Source organism: Streptomyces sp. NPDC050121 (genome assembly GCF_044460385.1).
GTDB lineage: Bacteria > Actinomycetota > Actinomycetes > Streptomycetales > Streptomycetaceae > Streptomyces > Streptomyces soliscabiei.
The window spans coordinates 116,220-137,765 of record NZ_JBITJV010000026.1 but is presented as its reverse complement, the minus strand read 5'-3'; the positions used below and the strand labels follow the sequence as shown (position 1 = coordinate 137,765).

18 protein-coding genes are annotated in these 21,546 nt (G+C 73.5%); 8 read left to right on the top strand and 10 right to left on the bottom strand.

Annotated features, from left to right (window positions below; translation table 11 throughout):
• The 5 genes from ACIBTS_RS32840 to ACIBTS_RS32820 form a co-directional block, all read right to left on the bottom strand.
• Positions 1-761, bottom strand: a 761-nt coding sequence (locus ACIBTS_RS32840) for a transposase (protein ID WP_399324267.1), incomplete at its 3' end; no start/stop codon positions are given.
• 238 nt (positions 762-999) lie between these two features.
• Positions 1,000-2,460: a glycosyltransferase family 87 protein gene (locus ACIBTS_RS32835; protein ID WP_399324258.1), complete on the bottom strand. Its 1,461-nt coding sequence runs from the start codon at positions 2,458-2,460 to the stop codon at positions 1,000-1,002.
• Positions 2,457-3,314, bottom strand: coding sequence for a methyltransferase domain-containing protein (locus tag ACIBTS_RS32830; protein WP_399324256.1), 858 nt, complete (start codon positions 3,312-3,314; stop codon positions 2,457-2,459). Before ACIBTS_RS32830 ends, ACIBTS_RS32835 begins: the two co-directional genes overlap by 4 nt.
• Positions 3,311-3,958, bottom strand: coding sequence for a DUF2064 domain-containing protein (locus tag ACIBTS_RS32825; RefSeq protein WP_399324254.1), 648 nt, complete (start codon positions 3,956-3,958; stop codon positions 3,311-3,313). The genes ACIBTS_RS32830 and ACIBTS_RS32825 overlap by 4 nt, the downstream gene beginning before the upstream one ends.
• Positions 3,955-4,674, bottom strand: coding sequence for a glycosyltransferase family 2 protein (locus ACIBTS_RS32820; RefSeq protein WP_399324265.1), 720 nt, complete (start codon positions 4,672-4,674; stop codon positions 3,955-3,957). The genes ACIBTS_RS32825 and ACIBTS_RS32820 overlap by 4 nt, the downstream gene beginning before the upstream one ends.
• A gap of 116 nt (positions 4,675-4,790) precedes the next feature.
• Between ACIBTS_RS32820 and ACIBTS_RS32815 the strand changes: the two genes are divergently transcribed.
• Positions 4,791-5,525, top strand: a complete 735-nt coding sequence (locus ACIBTS_RS32815; protein WP_399324252.1) for a response regulator transcription factor — start codon at positions 4,791-4,793, stop codon at positions 5,523-5,525.
• Positions 5,515-6,627: a HAMP domain-containing sensor histidine kinase gene (locus ACIBTS_RS32810; RefSeq protein WP_319674324.1), complete on the top strand. Its 1,113-nt coding sequence runs from the start codon at positions 5,515-5,517 to the stop codon at positions 6,625-6,627. The genes ACIBTS_RS32815 and ACIBTS_RS32810 overlap by 11 nt, the downstream gene beginning before the upstream one ends.
• Before the next feature lie 208 nt (positions 6,628-6,835).
• Here the strand turns inward: ACIBTS_RS32810 and ACIBTS_RS32805 are convergent, their stop codons facing one another.
• The 4 genes from ACIBTS_RS32805 to ACIBTS_RS32790 all read right to left on the bottom strand — a co-directional run bounded on the left by ACIBTS_RS32805 (position 6,836) and on the right by ACIBTS_RS32790 (position 10,180).
• Positions 6,836-7,888 carry an NAD-dependent epimerase/dehydratase family protein gene (locus ACIBTS_RS32805; protein WP_399324250.1) on the bottom strand — a complete coding sequence of 351 codons (1,053 nt, stop codon included), beginning with the start codon at positions 7,886-7,888 and terminating at the stop codon, positions 6,836-6,838.
• 52 nt (positions 7,889-7,940) lie between these two features.
• Positions 7,941-8,540 (bottom strand): hypothetical protein, encoded by a 600-nt coding sequence (locus ACIBTS_RS32800; protein WP_399324248.1) that lies wholly within the window; start codon positions 8,538-8,540, stop codon positions 7,941-7,943.
• Between the two features lie 96 nt (positions 8,541-8,636).
• Positions 8,637-9,047, bottom strand: a complete 411-nt coding sequence (locus ACIBTS_RS32795) for a hypothetical protein (RefSeq protein ID WP_399324246.1) — start codon at positions 9,045-9,047, stop codon at positions 8,637-8,639.
• Positions 9,044-10,180, bottom strand: a complete 1,137-nt coding sequence (locus ACIBTS_RS32790; RefSeq protein WP_399324244.1) for a molybdopterin-dependent oxidoreductase — start codon at positions 10,178-10,180, stop codon at positions 9,044-9,046. The genes ACIBTS_RS32795 and ACIBTS_RS32790 overlap by 4 nt, the downstream gene beginning before the upstream one ends.
• 157 nt (positions 10,181-10,337) lie before the next feature.
• Here ACIBTS_RS32790 and ACIBTS_RS32785 point away from each other — a divergent pair, with 157 nt between their 5' ends.
• The 6 genes from ACIBTS_RS32785 to ACIBTS_RS32760 all read left to right on the top strand — a co-directional run bounded on the left by ACIBTS_RS32785 (position 10,338) and on the right by ACIBTS_RS32760 (position 18,553).
• Positions 10,338-11,195 (top strand): oxygenase MpaB family protein, encoded by an 858-nt coding sequence (locus tag ACIBTS_RS32785; RefSeq protein WP_399324242.1) that lies wholly within the window; start codon positions 10,338-10,340, stop codon positions 11,193-11,195.
• Positions 11,196-11,253: 58 nt separating this feature from the next.
• A complete protein-coding gene (locus tag ACIBTS_RS32780) occupies positions 11,254-13,485 on the top strand; it encodes a tetratricopeptide repeat protein (protein ID WP_399324240.1) in 2,232 nt (743 codons plus the stop codon).
• A 117-nt stretch (positions 13,486-13,602) separates the two neighbouring features.
• The gene (locus ACIBTS_RS32775; protein ID WP_399324238.1) at positions 13,603-14,115 is read left to right on the top strand and encodes a class I SAM-dependent methyltransferase; all 513 of its coding nucleotides are present in this window, start codon (positions 13,603-13,605) and stop codon (positions 14,113-14,115) included.
• Positions 14,116-14,186: 71 nt separating this feature from the next.
• Positions 14,187-15,755, top strand: a complete 1,569-nt coding sequence (locus tag ACIBTS_RS32770; protein ID WP_399324236.1) for a phytoene desaturase family protein — start codon at positions 14,187-14,189, stop codon at positions 15,753-15,755.
• Between the two features lie 138 nt (positions 15,756-15,893).
• Positions 15,894-17,003: an NAD(P)H-dependent flavin oxidoreductase gene (locus ACIBTS_RS32765; RefSeq protein WP_399324234.1), complete on the top strand. Its 1,110-nt coding sequence runs from the start codon at positions 15,894-15,896 to the stop codon at positions 17,001-17,003.
• A complete protein-coding gene (locus ACIBTS_RS32760) occupies positions 17,000-18,553 on the top strand; it encodes an acyl-CoA synthetase (RefSeq protein WP_399324232.1) in 1,554 nt (517 codons plus the stop codon). Before ACIBTS_RS32765 ends, ACIBTS_RS32760 begins: the two co-directional genes overlap by 4 nt.
• Positions 18,554-18,559: 6 nt before the next feature.
• Here the strand turns inward: ACIBTS_RS32760 and ACIBTS_RS32755 are convergent, their stop codons facing one another.
• Positions 18,560-21,469, bottom strand: a complete 2,910-nt coding sequence (locus ACIBTS_RS32755) for an ATP-binding protein (RefSeq protein ID WP_399324230.1) — start codon at positions 21,467-21,469, stop codon at positions 18,560-18,562.
• Positions 21,470-21,546: the final 77 nt, after the last annotated feature.

Sequence of the window (21,546 nt, the reverse complement as noted above, 5' to 3'; positions counted from 1 at the left end):
GTGAAGCGGAATTCCGGGCCGTGCTTGGGCGGCCGGCCGTTGACGCCGTGCATCCGCGGTGGTTTCGGCAGACGCATGACGCGGTCGGAGCGGACTCGGCCGACCATCTGGACGGGCAGGTCCCGCAGGACCCAGGCCAGGCGGGTGACATCGTAGCCAGCGTCGCTGACGATCACGATATGCGGGTCCCCGGCCTGCCACTGGCCTGCGGCAATGAGCCGCTCGACGACACCCCGCAGCTGGGCGGCGGTGACCGCGGTGGCGTCGTCCACCGGTCCGAGCCGGACCGCGTCCAGGATCGCGGTCCAGGACGTGGCACCAGGCTCCAGCACCGCCACGAAGGAGTAGGGCCAGCCCGGAATGAACTGCGACGCCGTCTTCGCACGGCCGTAGACGTGGCAGAACAACCGCTCGGCCGAGCACGGCGCGTCCGAGCGAAGCCACGGCGACACGTCGACCGCCAGCACCAGGCGCCCGCCGTCGAAACGCGGCAGCGACAGCCCGGACAGCACCGTCCGCAGCCGATCCATGTCGATCCGGCCATGATTGAGACCGCCGTACATCGCTCCGTGCCCACGACGATGCTCGGGCAGCAGCGTCAAGTCCACCGGGGACTTCACCGCGCCGTCCGCACACAGCACCGCATCGGTCAGCTCGAACAATTCGTCGCGCCGAGCGGTCAGACACTCGTAGAACTCGCCTCGGAAGCGTGACGCTTCCGCGAACGCTTCCTTCCGGACAGCAACTGGCAGCAGACTCACCCTCACGGCCTTCGTCGTGGTCACGTGCACCTTGGTCGGAGCACAGGATCAGACGAAGGCCGCCCCCACGTCCGGCGAACCCCCAGGTGAGCGACTCAGTACGAGACACCGTTCGAGGCCGGAAGAAAAAGAACAAGCTGAGCCCTCAGGGCCGTGCCCCACGGAGCGCCGGCGAAGCTCGTCGGCGCCCGAGCGCGGTGCCCACCCACCCGGTGGCTTGCCGAGGCGGGCACCGGCCTCAGCTCAGGACCTCGTGCCGATCGCCCCGGGCGCCCCGCAGACAGGCGCCGAGCGCGACCGCCACGGCCGCGGCGCCGTAGGTCCAGGCCTGGAGAGGGAAGCCGGGCAGTATGCGGGCGGCGAGGTAGAGCACGGTGCCGGCCATGGTGACGGTCAGCCACTCCCAGCGGCCGTCGAGGGCGACCAGGGCGACCAGGAGCAGGGAGTACCAGGGGTAGCTGGGCGATACGAGGACCAGTGCCGTGCCGGTGAGCAGCAGGGCGCCGGACCAGGGCCGGGCGGGGTCACCGCGCCACCACACGTACAGGGCGGTCAGCGCGAGCAGGATCGTCACGGCCACGCCCGCGGCGGTGTCCGGCAGCAGCAGGCGCAGCAGGGCGAAGCGGCGTACATGTCCGGATTCGTAGCCTTCCTCCTGGAGGTAGCCGGGCAGGTAGCCGAGTACGCCGACGCCTGACGCGGCGACATACGGCAGGTAGGCGAGCGCGACCGCGCCGACGACGGCCGTGACCACGCCCGCGATCCGCTTCGGGCCGCGCTGCCCGGCCAGGGCGCCGGGCAGCGCCAGGATGGGCAGCAGTTTCACGGCGACGGCGGCGCCGAGGAGCGCGCCCCGGCGGGCGCCGGCGGTGGCCGTGCCGAGCGCGAGGACGGTGAGCAGAACGCCGAGGGTGTCGATGTGCGCGTCGTTGACCGCTTCGAAGGGGACGGCGGGGCACCACGCCCACAGGGCTGCCCGGGCGGGGGCCCGTTGCGGGTCGCCGCGCCGGCGCAGTACCGCGAGCAGGGCGAGGGTGGTGCCGAACGCCAGCACCGCGCCCCCGATCTGGAGCGGCTTGTGGCGGCTGTCCGCCGGGGAGAGGACGTGGACGGCGAGGTACCAGCCCTCGGCGACGGGCGGGTAGATGGTGGGAACGCCCGGCCGGTTGATACGGACGCACAGGTCGTCCTTGGTGTGGGTCAGGCCCCAGCCCTCGCAGGGCCGTTCGGTGGGGAACAGCCAGGGGTCGCGCAGGTGCTTCAGCTCGGGCGCGGCCGGTGGGTGGGCGTACGGGGAGATGCCCGCGGCCTGCACACGGCCGTCCCAGGCGTAGCGGAACATGTCGTTGCTGGTGCGGGGCGGGGTGGTCAGCGCGGCCACGGCGACGGCGGCCGAGCCCGCCAGCACGAGGACGACCGCGGCGCGTGCCGGCACTTTGCGCACGGTCCACGCCGCGGCGGCGAACAGCGTCCAGGCGACGGCGTAACCGGCCAGCACCCGGCCGGGGTCGGTCTCGTTGTCGCCGGAGCGAAGGGTGTCGACCACGACGGCGGTGAGCGCGGCGAGCAGGGCGGTGGTGACGGCGACGGCGAGGGGCACACGTCGGCGCTTCGACGCGACGGGACGGCCGGGATCCGGGACGGAGGAAGCTCGGGGTTTCTCCTGGCCCCGGCCGCGGGGGAGAGTGGTGTCGCTCATGCGGGGGCGGGCCCTCCGGGTGCAGTGGGATCCGGGTCGTCGTACGGCGGCTTCGGGCGGTGCAGTTCGACGAAGGGGCGGCCGTCGGCCGTCCACCGCCCGGTGAGGATCCAGCCGGCTGCGTCCGAGGCGCGCAACAGCGCGGTGACGCCGACGCGGGCCCAGGGAAAGGGACGGCCGTGCCGGCCGTGGCCGTCCTCCACGCGGACGGTGAGGCGTTCGTCGACGTCGTCGGGGGCGGCCTCGGCGAGCAGGCGTCCGCCGGGCGCGGCGAGCCGGTGCAGCCGGGTGAGCAGGGCGACGGGATCACCGCCGATGCCGATGTTGCCGTCCATGAGGAGCAGCGTGGTCCACCGCCCCTCCCTGGGCAGGCGGGCGAAGACGGACCGCCGCACAGCGGAGCCGCCTCGGCGCCGGGTACGGGACACGGCGGCCGGGCTGAGGTCCACGCCCAGCGCCGGCATGCCCCGGGCGGCCAGCTCGGCCACCAGCCGTCCGGGGCCGCAGCCGACGTCCATGACCGGGCCGGTGCAGCGGCGCAGTACGGCCAGGTCGACGGCATCGGCGGCGGCACACCAGCGCTCCACGTCCAGCGGCAGGAGCTCTCCCTGCCCGGGACGATCAGGATCCGACAGGCGGCGCAGGAACAGCGGGCCGTGGCCGGCGCGCAGCGCGCGGGCGTAGGGGTCGTCCGCCCACGGTGTCCCGGGCTCCACGGTGACCAGGTCGTCGGCGGGGCGCGTCGCAGCCGGTGGCCAGACCGGCGCAAGCACCGGGTGCGGCGACCGCGGGGGCGCGGTCGTCTCCGCCCGCTCGGCGAGGGCGGGCTGCCCACCGCTCGCGGCGCCGCTCATCGGGCGGTCTCCGCGAGCGAGTTCAGGACGGCACGGAAACCGGAGTCGGGCGGGCAGCACGCGGCGACCTCCGCGGCGTCCGCGGCGGTGTCCACGTCCCGCAGCACCGGAAGATCACGGATGACGAGCCGCGCCTCGGCGAGCCGGCCCCTCTGGACGGCGCCCGTGCGGTCCGTCGACATCGGCACGCCCCGCACCAGAGCCCCCGCCCGTCCCGGATCGGCGAACCCGAGACCCCAGAATCCGCCGTCGGCGGCCGGCCCGAACCAGGCGTCGCAGCCGTCGCGCCCGGCCTCGGCGAGGAGGTCCACGGTCAGCTGCGGAGTGTCCATGCCCACCAGGAAGGCCGGACCGCCGTCGCAACCCTCGAAGGCGGCCGCGATCCGCTCCGCCAGGCCGCCCGGTGCCTGGGGAACGATGTCGAAGCCGGGCGGCAGCCAGGAACCGGGGGTTCCGTCCAGGACCAGGACGCGGCGCCGGGCGGGAGCCCGCAGCACGGTCAGGAGGGTGTCGGTGAGAGCCGCCTCGGCCAGCGCCGCCGCCTCGTGGGGGGTGTACGGCGGGGTGAGCCGCGTCTTGACCCGCCCGGGCACCGGCTCCTTGGCGATGACCAGCAGCGTGGCCGGTCCCGTGGTCGCCGTCATCGCGCGACCCCCTCGACCGCCGTGGCCGCGGCCGGACGGGCGGCGGGCTGTTCGGCGAGGACGGCGCGCATGTCGCGGACGGCGTTCCAGGTGCCGCGCCAGGTGCCGGTGACCTTCGAGCGGCCGGTGCGCGGCTGATACGGGACGTCGGTCTCGGTCACCCGCCAGCCGGCGTCGGCGGCGCGGACCACCATCTGCAGCGGATAGCCGGAGCGCCGATCGGTCAGGCCGAGGGCGAGCAGGGCTTCGCGGCGGGCGGCCCGCATCGGGCCGAGGTCGTGCAGGCGCAGGCCGGTGCGGCGGCGGACCAGCCGGGCCAGTTCCAGGTTGGCGAGCCGGGCGTGCGGGGGCCAGGCACGGAAGGCCGTGGCGCGTCGGCGGCCCAGGACCAGGTCGGCGGCGCCGTCGAGGACGGGACCGGCCAGCCCGGGCAGCAACCCGGGGTCGAGGGAGGCGTCGCAGTCGCAGAAGCAGACGATGTCGGCGGTGGCGGCGGACAGACCGGCGTGACAGGCGGCGCCGAACCCGCGCCGGGGCTCGTGGACGACTTTCGCGCCGAGTGCGCGGGCGATGTCCGGGGAGCCGTCGGTGGAGCCGTTGTCGACGACGATCGCACGCCAGCCCGCGGGGATGCGGTCCAGTACCCAGGGGAGGGCGTCGGCCTCGTCGAGACAAGGCAGCACGACGTCCACAAGAGGGGAGGGGGAAGTCTCGATCACGCCGCTCACCCTACGAACTTGAAACGGACATAACGGAATTCCAGACCTTACGGATCGCTGACGTCGGCCGGCGTCGCAGGTCAGCGGCCGGCAGCCGGTGCGAGACTCGTCGTGTGAAACGCGTACTCGTCGTGGACGACGACCCCACCGTCTCCGAGGTCGTCGCCGGATATCTGGACCGGGCCGGCTTCGAGGTCGACGTGGCCGCCGACGGCCCCAGCGCCGTCCGGCTGGCCGGCACCCAACCGCCCGACCTGGTCGTACTGGACCTGATGCTGCCCGGCATGGACGGCCTGGAGGTCTGCCGACGCATCCGAAGGGACGGCCCACTGCCGGTGATCATGCTCACCGCCCGGGGTGACGAGGAGGACCGCGTCCTCGGCCTGGAGGTCGGCGCGGACGACTACGTCACCAAGCCCTTCAGCCCCCGCGAACTCGTCCTGCGGGTGGAGTCGGTGCTGCGCCGCGCCGGCGCGGCGACCGCGGCCCGGACCTCGTCCGCGGAGCCCTGGCTGCGGGCCGGACCGCTCGCGATGGATCCCGCCGCCCGGCGCGCCACCCGCGACGATCGCGAACTCGCCCTGACGCTACGCGAGTTCGACCTCCTGGAGTTCTTCCTGCGCAACCCCGGGCGGGCGGTGAGCCGGGAAGATCTGATGCGGCGTGTGTGGGGCTGGGAGTTCGGCGATCTTTCGACCGTGACCGTCCATGTGCGGCGGCTGCGCGAGAAGGTCGAGGACGATCCGGCCCGCCCCCGCCTGATCAGCACGGTGTGGGGGGTCGGCTACCGCTTCGACCCGCTGCGTCCGGACACCGCCGCCGCGGAAGGACCGAGCCATGACCGGTGACCTGCTGATCATCGCGCTGTACGCGGCCGTCGGCGCGGTCGCCGCCGGACTGGCCGGCATGGCCGTCCTGCGCCTGCTGCGCAACCGGTCGGTCGCGCTGTCGCTGGCCGTGGTCGCCGCCGTCACGGTCGCGGCGATGCTCGCCGGAACCATGCTGGTGGCCCGGGCGATGTTCCTGTCCGACCACGACCTGTGGGTCGTGACCATGGTGTGCGCCATGGCGGCGGTGGTCTCGCTGGTGGTGGCGCTCGTCCTCGGCAGGGGCGTGGTCAGGGGCAGCCGGGCCCTCGCCGAGGCCACCCGCGCCCTCGGGGACGACGGCAGTTTCACTCCGCCGGTCCTCGCGCCCACCGCCGAACTCGCCCAGCTCAGCCGTGAACTCGCGGCCACCAGCGCCAAGTTGGCAGCCTCCCGGGAACGGGAGAGGGCCCTTGAGGAGTCCCGCCGCGAACTGGTCGCCTGGATCTCCCACGATCTGCGCACCCCGCTGGCCGGACTGCAGGCGATGGCCGAGGCGCTGGAGGACGGCATGGTCCACGACCCCGGCGTCTACCACGCCCGCATCCGGTCCGAGGTGGGACGGCTCAGCGGCATGGTCGGCGACCTGTTCGAACTCTCCCGCATCCAGGCCGGTGTCCTCGCGCTGACGCCGACCCGGATGTCGGTCTACGACCTCGTCGGCGACGCCATCGCGGGCGTCGACGCACTGGCCAGGGAGCACGGGGTACAGCTGGTCGGGCACGGTGTGGAGCCCGTGCCGGTCGAGGTCGACGGCCGGGAGATGTCCCGCGTCCTGGCCAACCTGCTCGTCAACGCCATCCGCCGGACACCGGCCGACGGCACCGTCGCGGTCTCCGCCCGCCGGGAGGCCGACAGCGTCGTGCTGGCCGTGACCGACGGCTGCGGCGGCATCGCCCCGGAAGACCTGCCACGCGTCTTCGAGACCGGCTGGCGCGGCACCGACGCCCGTACCCCGCCGGCCGGGGCCGGTCTGGGCCTGGCCATCGTGCGCGGCATCGTCGAGGCCCACCGCGGGCACGCCGCCGTACGCAACGTGCCCGGCGGCTGCCGCTTCGAGGTCCGGCTGCCTCTGGTCGCCTAGGACCTGCCCAGCCGATCATGCCGCAGACGCGGGGTCCGGCACGCTCCCCCGGAGGGGGCACCCCCACCCCCCAGAGGGGGGACCTCCATCGCGTCGACGCCCTCCTCCGTTTTGCAACTGCACGCACCAGACCCCGCTCACCCGCACCGCTCAGCCCCCGTCGCTTTCCTGCGACTTGATCGGCCGGACAGGCTCTGGTGGGCGGACGTCACACGGTGCGCAGCGCCGCGGTCGCGAACTCCGCCATGCCCTGCGAGAAGGACACCTCGGGCTTCCAGCCCAGTTCCTCGCGCAGCCGACGCGAGGAGGCGGTGATGTGCCGGACGTCGCCGAGCCGGTAATCGCCCGTGACGACGGGCGGCGGACCGCCGTGCTCCGCGGCCAGCGCGGCGGCCATCTCGCCCACGGTGTGGGGCTCGCCGCTGCCGACGTTGTACGCGCGCGCGGTGCCGTTAGGCAGGTCGTCCACCCCGTCCAGTGCGGCGCGGTTGGCCATGGCGACGTCCCGTACATGGACGAAGTCCCGCTGCTGGCCGCCGTCCTCGAAGACGCGCGGCGCCTCGCCGCGGGCGAGCGCGGAACGGAACAGCGAGGCGACACCCGCGTACGGGGTGTCGCGCGGCATGCCGGGCCCGTACACGTTGTGGTAGCGCAGTGCCGCCACCCGGCCGCCCGTCGCCCGCGCCCATGCGGCGGCGAGGTGTTCCTGGGCGATCTTGGTGGCCGCGTACACGTTGCGCGGATCGGCGGGCGCGTCCTCGGCCACCAGGCCGGCGGCGAGCGGCTCCCCGCACGCCGGGCACGGGGGCTCGAAGCGCCCCGCCTCCAGATCGGCCACTTCGCGCGGGCCCGGTCGTACCACTGCGTGCCGCGAGCACTCGTAGCGGCCCTCGCCGTAGACGACCATCGAACTCGCCAGCACGAGTCGGCGCACCCCGGCCTGCGCCATGCCGGCCAGCAGCACGGCGGTGCCGAGGTCGTTGCAGCCGACGTAGTCGGGGGCGTCGGCGAAGTCCTTGCCGAGGCCGACCATCGCGGCCTGGTGGCAGACCGCGTCGACGCCGTGGAGAGCGTCGGCCACCGCCGCCCTGTCGCGGACGTCCGCATGACGCCAGTCGACGGCTTCGGGGATCGAAGGGGCCGCGCGGTGCGCGGCGGGCAGCAGGGCGTCGAGGACGCGGACGGCGTGCCCGGCGGCGGTGAGGGCGGTGACGACGTGCGAGCCGATGAAGCCCGCACCTCCGGTGACCAGGATCAACATGCCCCGACCGTACGGCCGTACACGCGCCCCTGGGCCGCGCCACGGCGGGACGTCAGGGGTTCGTAAGCCTTTCCGTCCCGGGCCGTGACGTGGCCACGGTGAGCAGGGCGAAGGCCACGGCGAAGCCGAGCATGGTGAACACCCCCCGGGGCCAGAAGATGTGGCTGTCCAGGAACGACCAGCACGCGCCCAGGAGGACCACGGCCCCCGGCAGCACCCGCACGCCGTGCCGCCGCCCGAGCACCGCGCACGTCGCGAGCGAGGCCACGGCGAGCCCGTACACCCCGACGCGGCCCAGTTCGTCGCCGGCCGCGAAGAGCCGCCCGACCACTCCGTGCGTGCTGCCGTGGGCCGCCACCGTGCCGGCGGATATCCCGGCCACGGCGTCGAGTCCCAGGTAGTAGGCGGCGTAGCAGAGGCACCCGGCCCAGGCGAGCACGGTCAGCGCGCCTTCGGCGTCGCGACGCGGTCTGCCCCACAGCGGCACCAGCAGACCGAGGACGAGGAGAGGAAAGACCGGCAGCAGGGCGACGTGCAGGCCGGCCCAGTGACCGGCCGTCATGGCCGTCAGCCGGATCGGGTGGACGAGACCGGCCACCGCGAGCAGCATCGGAGGCGCGGTCACCAGAGCCGTCGTACGAAGGGTTCGCATCCGGCGACCCTACGAAGGCCCCGGCGCCCACGGGCCCCCGCCGCGGGGGCGTAAGACATCCGTAAGCGGCCCCGGGCAGCGGGCCGGCGCCGTAGGTCAGGAGGGCGGCCTGCGCCGGCCGCGGCCGAACGCCCGCCCGACGAGCACCAGCGCCGTCACCGTCGCCACCGCCGCGAGCAGCAGCAGCCAGTTGCGCGAGTAGTCCAGCGGCAACACCGAGGAGTTGGCCCGGGGCCCCGGCCGCAGCAGCACCGGCAGGGCCACCGCCGTCAGGGCGCCCGCGACCAGCAGCCCCCCACGGACCGGACCCCGCACGCCACCGCGGACCACGACCAGCCCGACGAGCAGGACCAGCGGGGCGATCAACGCGTCGTGCAGGACCACGGCCCCGCCCAGCCAGATCAGCACATCCGTCAGGTCCCGCACGTCCAGCAGCAGCGACACGCCCACCCCCATGAGTACGAGACCGCCCGCGCCGATCAGCGCCCGCAGCGCCTTCACCCTCATGCCGGCACCTCCAGTCGGCCGACCCACTTGGTCTGCAGCACGCCGGGCCGGTTCGGGGCGATCAGGCGCGCCGGATAGCCGTGGTCGGGTGTCAGCTCCTCGCCGTTGAGGCGCAGGGCGAGCAGGGTGAGCGGGTCACGGGCGTGCTCGTGACCCATTTCCGAGACCCGGTAACCGCCCCGCAGTTGCAGCGACACCACCCGCACCCGTGCGTCCCGCGGGGCGCCGGCCCGCTCCAGCAGATCCGCCACGCGCACACCGGTCCAGCGCGCCGACCTGCTCCAGCCCTCCACACAGGCGATGGGCAGCTCGACCTCCCGCTGAGGCAGGGCGCGCAGGTCGTCCAGGGTGAGCGTGTACGGCCGGGGCCCGGACACCACCAGGCGGTAGTTCTCGGCGGTGAGATGGGCGACCCCGGCGGCCGTGGCGGTGCGGTTGACCGGGAGCGCCTGCGGGCCGTGGTCGGGGTGGCGGGGCGCGAGCAGATCGAGGTTCTTCAGCGGGGTGAAGGACTGGCCCACCGTGGTCAGGGTGACCGCTCCGACCGCCGCGCCCACCGCTGCCAGCAGCGACCGGCGGTCGGCGGCGTCCCCGGCGGGCAGCGTCAGCGTCCCCGGCGACCGCCGGCTCCAGTGCGCGCGGATCTCAGGAGCCTTGACCGCGAGGTGCAGCAGCAGCGCGCCGACGACCAGCCAGCCGACCGCGTAGTGCACCGGCACGAACGAGAACGGCCAGGGATACCACTGCGCGGTGTTCAGCAGCCCGGTGAACAGTTCGAAGACGGCGCCGGCCACCAGCACCGCGACCGACAGACGCTCCAGCGCGTGCCGCACCGAGCGCAGCACCGGCCACTCGAACAGGCGGGGGTACACCGTCCACAGCTTCGCCGCCAGCAGCGGAACGGCGGCGATGCCCGACGCGACATGAAGGCCCTGCGTGAACCGGTAGCCCCACGAGGGGCGGCTCGGCAGGTCGTCGGCCAGCCAGCCCGGCGGATGCTGCATGACGTGACTGACCAGGCCGGTGACGAAGCACACCGCGAACGCGAGACCCAGCCAGCGCCCGAGGGAGGTCGCCGTGCGGGCGTCATGCAGTCTGCCCCGGAACACCGGCGGGAGGAAGCGCTGTTTCATGGCCCCATCCCACCTGCGGAAGGCCGCGCGCGGAACGCTCCGACCCCTTACGGAACAAGGACGTCCCGCCCGGCCCCGGCACCCCATGGGCCGGGAAACGGTTCGTCTCCCGGCTCGGGGGTGCCCTCGGGCGGGCAGGAGCGGTCACACTGGGGGTATGACGGGCGTCCACAGAGGTGACCCGGGGCTGTTCGGCCCCCGCTCGGTGACCTGGCAGCTGCACGGCGACCCCATGATGTGGGTCGCCGGGATCCGCGCGCTCTACCTCCAGGCCCTGCACCCGCGTGCCGTGCGCGCAGTCATGCAGAACTCAGACTTCCGGCGCGACGCCTGGGGCCGGCTGATGCGCACCGCCGGCTTCGTCGGCACCACGACCTACGGCACCACCGAGGCCGCCGAGCAGGCCGGCGCCCGCGTCCGCAGGATCCACCGCACGCTGTCCGCGACCGACCCGGACACCGGCGAACGCTACGCCGTCGACGAACCCGGACTTCTGCTGTGGGTGCACTGCGCCGAGATCGACTCCTACCTGCACGTCCTGCGCCGCTCCGGCTACCCCCTCACCGACGCCGCCGCCGACCGCTACCTCGCCGAACACCGCGTCAGCGCCCGCCTGGTGGGCCTCGACCCGGACGCCGTACCCGCCGATCGGGCCGAGATGGATGCCTACTTCGAGAAGATGCGCCCCGAACTCGCCGCCGGCCCGGAGGCACGCGAGGTGGACGACTTCCTGCTGCGACCGCCGACGCACCCCCTGCTCGTCCCGGCGCGCGCCCTGCTGTGGCGGCGCGTGGCGCACCTGGCGTACGCCTCGCTGCCGCCGTACGCCCACGAGCTGTACGGCAGGCCGGCCCCGCAACCCGCCACCGTAACCCGGGAGTTGCGAGCCACGGGCACCCTGCTGCGCTGCGTCCCCGCACGTCTGCGGTGGCAACTCCCGCCCAAACACATCCTGCGGGCCATGGCCAGGCTCGGCCCACAGGCCCGCCCGGCACCGTTCAAAGTCCAGCCATAGGCCGCCATACTGGACGAGCCAGGGGAGGGCCGGAACGTAACGGGGGCGGCGGCGCACTATGGCGGAGAGCAGGCTGATCCAGGGCCGGTACCGGCTGCTCGAACTGATCGGGCGCGGAGGCATGGGCGAGGTGTGGCGGGCCCGCGACGAGTCCCTCGGCCGGCACGTGGCCGTGAAGTGCCTCAAACCGATCGGCCCGCACCACGACCCGGCCTTCGGGCGCGTCCTGCGCGAGCGGTTCCGGCGCGAGGGCCGCGTCGCCGCCGGGCTCCAGCACCGCGGGGTGACGGTCGTCCACGACTTCGGCGACTGCGACGGCGTCCTCTTCCTCGTCATGGAGCTCCTGGACGGCAGCGACCTGTGCCGGCTGCTGGACGACAACGAGCGTCGGCCGCTGCCCGTCCCCGACGTCGTGGAGATCGCCGAACAGGTCGCCGCCGCCCTCGCCTACACGCACCGCCAGGGCATCGTGCACCGCGACCTGAAACCCGCGAACATCGTGCGGCTCACCGACGGCACCGTGAAGATCTGCGACTTCGGCATCGCCCGCCTCGGCCACGACATCGGCTTCACCTCCCGCCTCACCGGCACCGGCATCGCCATGGGCACACCGCACTACATGTCACCGGAGCAGATCGGCGGCGAGGAGGTCGACCAGCGCAGCGACCTCTACTCGCTGGGCTGTGTGCTGTACGAGATCGCCACCGGAGCCCCGCCCTTCGACCTGGACGACCCCTGGGCGATCCTCGTCGGTCACCGGGACACCCCGCCCCGGCCGCCGCGCGAGTACCGCCCCGAGCTGCCCGACCATCTCGACGGGATCATCCTCGACCTGCTGGCGAAGCGGCCCGACCAACGCCCTCAGGACGCCCACGACATCGTCCGGCGCATCGCCGCGGCCCGCACCACACCGGCGTATGTGCCGACCCTGGTCACCCCGCAGCCCGAACTGCGGCCGCCCGAGCCGCCGAGCCGCGAGCCCCGGCTGCCGTCCTGGACCCAGGGCATGACCACCGGTCACAAGGCCACCGGCGCCGGAGTGCGGGTCACACCCCCGGACCCCGGGTCGGCCCTGACCGGCGAGTGGATCCCCCGCCCGGTCCTCGGCGCGGTCCCCGCTCCGCCCGCGCCGGACACCCCGTCGCCGCAGGCGCTCACCACGCTCGCCGGCCGGCACAACGCCGGCCTCAGCCTGGGCCGACTCGGCCGCTGGGCCGAAGCCGGGGAGGCGCACCGCGCCGTCGCCGCCGAACGCGCGCACCTCCTCGGCCCGGACCACCCCGAGACCCTCGCCAGCCGCTACGAGGTCGCCTTCACCCTCAGCCGCACCGGCCGCGCCGACGACGCACTGCGCGAGTACCAGCACGTGGCCGCCGCCCGCATCCGGGTGCTGGGCGCCGACCACGCCGACACGCTCGCCACCCGCCAGGAAATGGCCTTCGTGCTCGGTCAGTTGGGCCGTCACTTCGACGCCCACCAGGTGTACACCTCCGTCCTGGCCGCCCGGGTGCGCACGGCGGGCGCCGACCATCCCGACACGCTGCGCTGCCGCCACAACCTCGCCTTCAACCTCAGCAGGCTCGGCCGCCTGGAGGAGTCGTACCGGATGGCGGGCGAGGTGGCCGCCGCTCGCGCCCGCGTCCTGGGCCCCGCCCACCCCGACACCCTCGTCACCCGCTACGAAGTGGCCTACGCGCTGGGCCAGTTGGGCCGCTGGCCGGAAGCGCTGCAGACCTACCGCGAGGTCGCATCGGCCCGCGCGCAGGCGCTCGGCCCCGACCACCCCGACACCCTCGCCGCCCGCTACGAGACCGGCATCAGCCTGGGCCGACTCGGCCGCAGCGCGGAAGCCCTCCAGCTCTATCGCGACCTCGTCGACGACCGCACCCGCGTGGACGGTCCCGCGCACCCCGAGACCCTGCGGGCCCGCCACGGCCTCGGCGTCAACCTCGGCCGTCTGGGTCGCTGGGAGGAGGCCCTCGCCGAGTCCCGGGACGTGTCAGCGATCCGCGAGCGCGTCCTGGGCGCCGACCATCCCGACACCCTGGTCAGCCGCCGCGAGGTAGCCGTCGGCCTCGGCTGGCTGGGCCGCTGGGCCGACGCCCTGGCGGAATACCGGCGGGTGGCCGCGGCCCGCGAGCGCGTCCTCGGCCCCGACCACCCCGACACCCTCGCCGGCCGCAGCGACGAGGCCCACTGCCTGGAACAGCTCGGCCGCGGACAGGAGGCGGTCGAGCTCTACCGAAGAGTCGCGGTCCTGCGCCGGCACCGGGCGGCCGGCGGCGCGTAGCTCCGCCTGGCTCGAGTCGTGGCCCCGGCCCAGCTCCGTGCCCAGCCGCACCTCGCGGCTCACCGTACGTGAGGTCGTCATGATCGTACGGGAGCCGGGACCGCGTACCACGGGGCCATGGGCGAGGAGTTCGCCGCCCAGGTCACCAAGAACGTCTACAACAGCTACACCGACCGTCCGGCCATGCTGCGGCTCGCCGGTGACGTCGGCGGGCTGCGGGTGCTGGACCTCGGCTGCGGGGCGGGCCACTACGCCGCCGAGCTGCTGGAGCGGGGCGCCTCCACGGTCGTCGGCGTCGACGGCAGCGAGAGCCTGCTGCGCGCGGCGCGGGAACGGCTCGGCGACGGCGACCGGGCGCCCCTGCACCGGCACGACCTGGAGGAGCCGCTCGCCTTCCTGCCCGACGAGTCCTTCGACCTCGCGGTGCCGGCGCCCGTCCACCACCACGTCGAGGCCCGGGAGCAGCTGCTCGCCGAACTCCGCCGTGTCCTGCGGCCGGGCGGCACGCAGCTCGTGTCCACCACCCATCCCACGGGCGACTGGCAGTACTTCGGAGGCTCCTACTTCACCGAGGACCGCGTCGCCCTGCGGACGCCGACCTTCCTCGCGGTCCGCCTCCGCCGACCCTGACCGGTCCGCCCGACCAGCTCCCCGCCCGACCAGCTCTGGCCGACCTTGATCGGCTCGTGTTACGAAGAACCATGCCTGCACACGAGGGACACCGCGCGTACGACGCCGTCATCGTCGGAGGCGGCCACAACGGCCTGGTCGCCGCCGCCTACCTGGCCCGGGCCGGCCGTTCCGTGCTGGTCCTGGAACGGCTGGACCACACCGGGGGCGCCGCCGTCTCCACCCGCCCGTTCACCGGCGTCGACGCCCGCCTCTCGCGCTACTCGTACCTGGTCAGCCTGCTACCCCAGAAGATCGTGCGGGACCTGGGGCTGCGCTTTGGCGTCCAGAGCCGCACGATCTCCTCGTACACCCCCGTGGAGCGCGGCGGGCGGCCGACCGGACTGCTCGTGGGCGGCGGAGAGCAACGCACCCGCGAGGCGTTCGCGCGGCTGACGGGCGGCGAACGCGAGTACGCGGCCTGGGAGCGTTTCTACGGCATGACCGGGCGCGTCGCCCGGCGGGTGTTCCCCACGCTCACCGAACCGCTGCCCACCCGGGACGAACTGCGCCGGCGCGTCGACGACGAGGAGGCCTGGCGGATCCTCTTCGAGGAGCCCCTCGGCGTCACCGTCGAGGAGCGCTTCGCGGACGACCTGGTCCGGGGTGTCGTCCTCACCGACGCCCTCATCGGCACCTTCGCCCACGCCCACGACCCCTCGCTCAAGCAGAACCGCTGCTTCCTCTACCACGTGATCGGCGGCGGCACGGGCGCCTGGGACGTCCCCGTCGGCGGCATGGGCGCCCTGACCGACGCCCTCGCCGACGCCGCCCGGGACGCGGGCGCCGTCCTCGCCACCGGCCACGAGGCCGTCCGCATCGCCACGGACGGCCGTACGGCGGAGGTCACCTACCGCACGGCCGACGGCGAGGGCGTCGCCGCGGCCCGGCACGTCCTGGTGAACGCCTCTCCGCAAGCGCTCGCGGCCCTCACCGCCGACGAGCCGCCCGCCCCCGCCGAGGGCGCCCAGCTCAAGGTGAACATGCTGCTCAAGCGGCTGCCCAGGCTGCGCGACAGCGCCGTCGACCCGCGTGAGGCGTTCGCCGGCACCTTCCACATCGCCGAGGGATACGAGCAGCTCGCCACCGCCCACGCCCAGGCCGCCGCCGGCGAACTGCCCGCCGCCCCGCCCTCCGAGATCTACTGCCACTCCCTGACCGACCCGAGCATCCTCGGGCCGGACCTCGTTGAGCAGGGGTACCAGACGCTGACCCTCTTCGGCCTGCACACACCCGCCCGGCTCTTCGAACGCGACAACGACGCCGTCCGCGAGGAACTCCTCAAAGCCACCCTCGCCCAGCTCGACGCCCACCTCGCCGAACCCCTCGCCGACTGTCTCGCCACCGACGCCGACGGCCGCCCCTGCATCGAGGCGCGGACCCCGCTGGACCTGGAGCGCGACCTCCAACTGCCCGGCGGCAACATCTTCCACCGCGACCTCGCCTGGCCGTACGCCCAGGAGGGCACCGGCCGCTGGGGCGTGGAGACCCGGCACGCGAACATCCTGCTGTGCGGGGCCGGCGCGGTGCGCGGGGGAGGGGTGAGCGGGGTGCCGGGCCACAACGCGGCGATGGCCGTCCTGGAGGCCCCGGCGGACTAGGACAGATCCAGCGACCCCAGGAGCGGCGCCCCAGCGGCCGTGGAAGACACCGGCCATGGAAGACACCCGGACACAAGAATCTGACGGTGTATCAGAAAAACCCTTCCGTCGTCCGGAGGTCTGCGGCATCCTGCGCCCATGCAGACGGAGCTGAGCAAGCAACTGGGAGTCGAGCACGCCGTCTTCGGCTTCACGCCGTTCCCCGCCGTCGCCGCGGCCATCAGCCGCGCGGGCGGCTTCGGCGTGCTCGGCGCGGTCCGCTACACCGCCCCCGACGACCTCAAACGCGACCTCGACTGGATCGAGGCGCACGTCGACGGCAGGCCGTACGGCCTCGACGTCGTCATGCCCGCGAAGAAGGTCGAAGGCGTCACCGAGGCCGAGGTCGAAGCGATGATCCCCGACAGCCACCGCCAGTTCGTGCGGGACACCCTCGCCAAGTACGGGGTGCCCGAACTGGCCGAGGGCGAGGCGTCCGGGTGGCGGATCACCGGATGGATGGAGCAGGTCGCCCGCAGCCAGCTCGACGTCGCCTTCGACTACCCGATCCGGCTGCTGGCCAACGCCCTCGGCTCCCCGCCCCCCGACGTCGTCGTCCGCGCCCACGAGCAGGGCGTCCTCGTCGCCGCGCTCGCCGGGAGCGCCCGGCACGCGCTCAAGCACAAGGCGGCGGGCATCGACATCGTCGTGGCGCAGGGGTACGAGGCCGGCGGGCACACGGGTGAGATCGCCTCGATGGTGCTCACCCCGGAGGCCGTCGACGCGGTCGCCCCGCTGCCCGTCCTCGCCGCCGGCGGCATCGGCAGCGGACGGCAGATCGCCGCCGCCCTCGCCCTCGGCGCCCAGGGCGTGTGGCTCGGTTCGCTGTGGCTGACGACCGCCGAGGCCGACCTGCACTCGCCCGCCCTCACCCGCAAGCTCCTCGCGGCCGGCTCCGGCGACACGGTCCGCTCCCGTGCCCTCACCGGCAAACCCGCCCGCCAGCTGCGTACCGAATGGACCGATGCCTGGGACGACCCGCACGGACCCGGCGCCCTGCCCATGCCCCTGCAGGGCCTCCTTGTCGCCGAAGCGGTCTCCCGTATCCAGAAGTACGAGGTCGACCCGCTGCTCGGCACGCCCGTCGGCCAGATCGTCGGCCGGATGAACGACGTCCGCAGTGTCCAGGCAGTCTTCGACGACCTCACCCGCGGCTTCGAGCAGGCCGTGGACCACGTCAACCGCATCGCCGGAAGGAGCGGTCAGTGACCGGCACACCCCCCGCGGGCTTCTGGGCCCAGGCCACCGCCGACCCCGACCGCATCGTCCTGATCGCACCGGACGGTCAGGAGTGGACCGCGGGACGTCTGCACGCCGCCGCCAACCGGCTCGTGCACGGCCTGCGCGCGGCGGGGATGGAGCGCGGCGACGCCTTCGCCGTCGTCCTGCCCAACTCGGCCGAGTTCTTCACCGCCTACCTCGCCGCCACCCAGGCCGGCTTCTACCTCGTCCCCGTCAACCACCACCTCGTCGGCCCCGAGATCGCCTGGATCGTCTCCGACTCCGGTGCCAAGGTGCTGCTCGCACACGAGCGCTACGGGGACCAGGCGTCCCGGGCCGCCGAAGAGGCCGGCCTGCCCGCCACCCATCGGTACGCCGTAGGGAAGGTCGAGGGCTTCCGGCCGTACGCCGAACTCCTCGACGGGCAGCCGGAGTCGGCGCCTGCCGGCCGCACCCTCGGCTGGGTCATGAACTACACCTCGGGCACGACGGGCCGCCCACGCGGCATCCGGCGCCCGCTGCCCGGCAAGCTGCCCGAGGAGGCGTACCTCGGAGGCTTCCTCGGCATCTTCGGCGTTCGGCCGTTCGACGACAACGTCCACCTCGTCTGCTCGCCGCTCTACCACACGGCGGTGCTCCAGTTCGCGGGCGCGTCCCTGCACATCGGCCATCCACTGGTCCTGATGGACAAGTGGACGCCCGAGGAGATGCTCCGCCTCATCGACACCCGGCGCTGCACCCACACCCATATGGTCCCGACCCAGTTCCACCGCCTGCTGGCCCTCCCGCAGGGCGTACGCGCGCGCTACGACGTCTCGTCCATGCGGCACGCGATCCACGGCGCCGCGCCCTGCCCGGACCATGTGAAGCGGGCGATGATCGACTGGTGGGGCACATGTGTGGAGGAGTACTACGCGGCCAGCGAGGGCGGCGGCGCCTTCGCGACGGCCGAGGACTGGCTGAAGAAGCCCGGCACGGTCGGAAAGCCCTGGCCCATCAGCGAGTTGGCGATCTTCGACGACGACGGCAACCGCCTGCCGCCCGGTGAACTCGGCACCGTGTACATGAAGATGACGACCGGCGGCTTCGCCTACCACAAGGACGAGGACAAGACGCGCAAGAACCGCATCGGCGACTTCTTCACCGTCGGCGACCTCGGCGTGCTCGACGAGGACGGCTACCTGTTCCTCCGGGACCGCAAGATCGACCTGATCATCTCGGGCGGCGTCAACATCTACCCCGCCGAGATCGAGTCCGCGCTGCTCGCCCACCCTGCCGTCGCCGACGCGGCCGCGTTCGGCATCCCGCACGACGACTGGGGCGAGGAGGTCAAGGCGGTCGTCGAACCGGCCCCCGGGCACGAGCCAGGCCCCGACCTAGCCACCCTGCTCCTCGACCACTGTGCCGACCGCCTCGCCGGCTACAAGCGCCCCAAGTCTGTCGACTTCATCACCGAGATGCCCCGCGATCCCAACGGCAAGCTGTACAAGCGGCGGTTGCGGGAGCCGTACTGGGAGGGGCGGGAGCGGCCCGTGTGAGGCCGGTCAGGGGCGCACCCGCGGAAAGGCGTCCAGGGCTCCGGGGAGATCGGTGGCGTCGGTGCCGATCTTCCGGTAGACGGAGGAGAGCAGCTGCCGTACGCCCTGTTCGGTGAGGCGCAGTTCCTTCGCGACGACGGCCACCGGGTGCCCCTGGACGGTCAGTTCGGCGGTCCGGCGTTCGTGGGCGGTGAGCGTGTCCGTCTGCCCGTAGCGCAGGGGGAGCGGTCGCAGTCCGGCTGCGGAGAGCTCCTCCCTGGCGCGGGCGGCCAGGGTCTCGGCACCGCAGTGGACGGCGCCCTCCAGGCCCTGGTAGAGCCGGTTCGCGGCCTCATGCAGCCGGCCGTGGCGGGACAGGGCGGCGCCTTGACCGACCAGCGCACGGGCCAGCTCGTACGAGGCGGGCGACCGTTCCAGGTGTTCCACGGCCTGAGCATGCAGCTCCTGCGCCGCCGGCCCGGCGGTCACCTCCGCCTCCACGTGCAGCGCCTGCCCGATCACGGAAGCCGCACCGAAGTCCCGGGCCCGCTTGACGGCGTCCCGGGCGAGCAGGAGGGCCCGATCGGGGTCGGTGGAGGCGACGGCGTGCGCCAGGTTCAGCTGCCAGCGACACCAGGCGGGATTGCGCCAGGCCCGACCCTCCAGCCACTCCCCGACGGCGGACAACAGGTGCTCCGCCTCGGTGTTCCGCCCCTCCGCCATGAGCAGTTCGGCGTACACGGTGCGGGGATCGGGGTAGATGACGGCGTTGGGGACCGCGTCGCCGTAGTGGTAGGTGTCCGCGATTTCTCGCGCGTCGGCGGTGCGACCACGGGCCAGCAGCGTCTGGATGAGGATGCCGATGGCGAACCACTGGGCGGGCACCGCCCCTTCCACCTTGTCGGCGGTCCGCAGCCCCTCCCGAGCCAGCTCCTCCGCATCGGTCAGCCAGCCGCGACGGTAGCGGATGTAGCCGTAGAGGGTCTGTCCGACGGCCAGGTGGGAGCCGCGCCAGCCTTTGGTCTCGCACTCGGCCATGCCCCTGGTGAACAGTTCCTCGGCCCGTCGTGGCTGGTCGCAGTACATGAACACGAGGGCGACCGAGACGGGCACCTCGAAGCCCCGGTTCTCGTCGGTCCAGCTCAGTCCGCCCCGCAAGGCTTTTTCGGCGGTCGCCAGGACTGTCTGCCGGGCCTCGCCGCGCAGCATCCCGTCCCAGGCCCGCAGCCCCAGGATGTACCGCTCCTCCAGGTTTCGTCCGGGCAGCCGCTCGGTCAGCCGCGCCAGCCGGCGTGAGCGGGCGGGCGCGTCGGGCTCGTCCGCGCGGAACGCGCTCCAGACGAAGTGATCGGCCTGCATGCGCAGTCGGACGCGCGGATTGGTGGTCTGCCGTGCCTCGTCGTCGGCGACGGCCGCGGCCTCGGCCAACTGGTCGGTGTGGGCCAGCGCCTGCGTCAGCCGGTAGACGATGGAGGCGCGCAGGTCGGGATCGACCTCGCGTTCGGCCCGCGCCTCCTTGAGATGGGCGACCGTGGCCGTGGGTTCGATCAGAAAGGTCGAGCCCGCCAGCTCGTGGAGCAGCGCGGCACGGTCCTCCGGGAGCGGGGGCTCCTGCAGCGCTCGGGCCAGCGCGCGCCGGGCGGCTTCCGGGGAGCCGGCCCGCAGGCACTCGCGGGCGGCCTCGCGGAGGCATTCGACCACCTCCGTCCTGCCCTCGCACGGAACTTCCAGCAGGTGTCGCGCGGCCTCGGCGGGACCGAAGCCCGCCGCACGGACGGCCAGCGCGGCGGCGTTGTGCAGGCCGACCCGGAAGGCCGGCTGGATGGACCGGTAGATCGTCGTCGCGATCAGTGGGTGAACGAAGTCGAGGCCCCCACCGGGTCCGTGGCCCTCGGCCACGATCCGGGCGGCACGCAGGCTCTCGATCGCCTCGGTGGCGGCCTCGCTGCCGATCACCGCGATGGTGGCGGCGAGCTCCGGTGAGAACGGCGCACCCAGCACGGCAGCGGCGTGCGCGAAGCGGACGGTGGTCGTGCCGAGCTTCTGCAGACGTGCGATCAGTCCCGGGCCCTTGACCGCCGAGGCGACGTTCCGCATCGCGGGCAGGTCGGCCTGGGTGCCCTTCAGATTGCGTTCGCCGAGTCCGATGGCGAGCTCGACGGCCTCGAAGGGGCTCCCGCCGGTCACCGTCCAGCACTCGTCGCAGAAGTCGTCCTCGGCACCGTCCCCCACTTCGCTCCTGACGATGCGGGCCACACCTGCGGGGGTCAGCGGTTTCAGTTCGCACGGGCGGTTCCCGTGGTGTGCGACGAGAGCGCGGAAGGCGGCCGCCTCGGGCGGCAGTTCGTGCGGCCGGTAGGCGACGATGATCAGCAGCGGCAGGTCCGCGGCCCGTGGCGCGAACGACGCGAGCCAGTTGAGGGACTCGGCATCGGCCCAGTGCAGGTCGTCCAGGAGCAGGACCACGGGAGCCTTCGACACCGTGAGCCGGGTCATGACCCAGTCGAGACCGTCACGCACTCCGGTCGGGTCCGGTGCATGGGCGGTGTCCGTCGCCTCCAGACCGAGCGCGGCGGCAACGATGTCGTACCAGCTCCCCAGGAAGGCACGGCGTTGTGTCTCGTCCATCGCGGCCAGCGTGGGCTGGGCGAGCTGGCGCACCACGCGGAACGCCAGCTCCTGTTCGGTCTCGCCGCCCCGCCCCGAGAACACCGTGAATCCGTGCGCCGCGGCGCGTGTGCGTGCTTCCGCCATGAGCGCGGTCTTTCCCAGCCCGGCCGCACCGGTGAAGGCGAGCAGTCCGCCGGGCTGCGCCCGCGGCACCCCTTCGACGGCGCGGCCGAGGCCCGACAACGCGCAGTCGAGCACCTGGAGTTCTCGGTGGCGCTCGACCAACGGGCGGGGTTCGGTGATCGGCTGCCGCGACCCATACGCCATGTGCCCTACCGCTTCCTGTCGTTGTTCCTCGGAGGACAGCGCTGAGCGTACGCCCCTGGTGCACAACCGGTGACGGC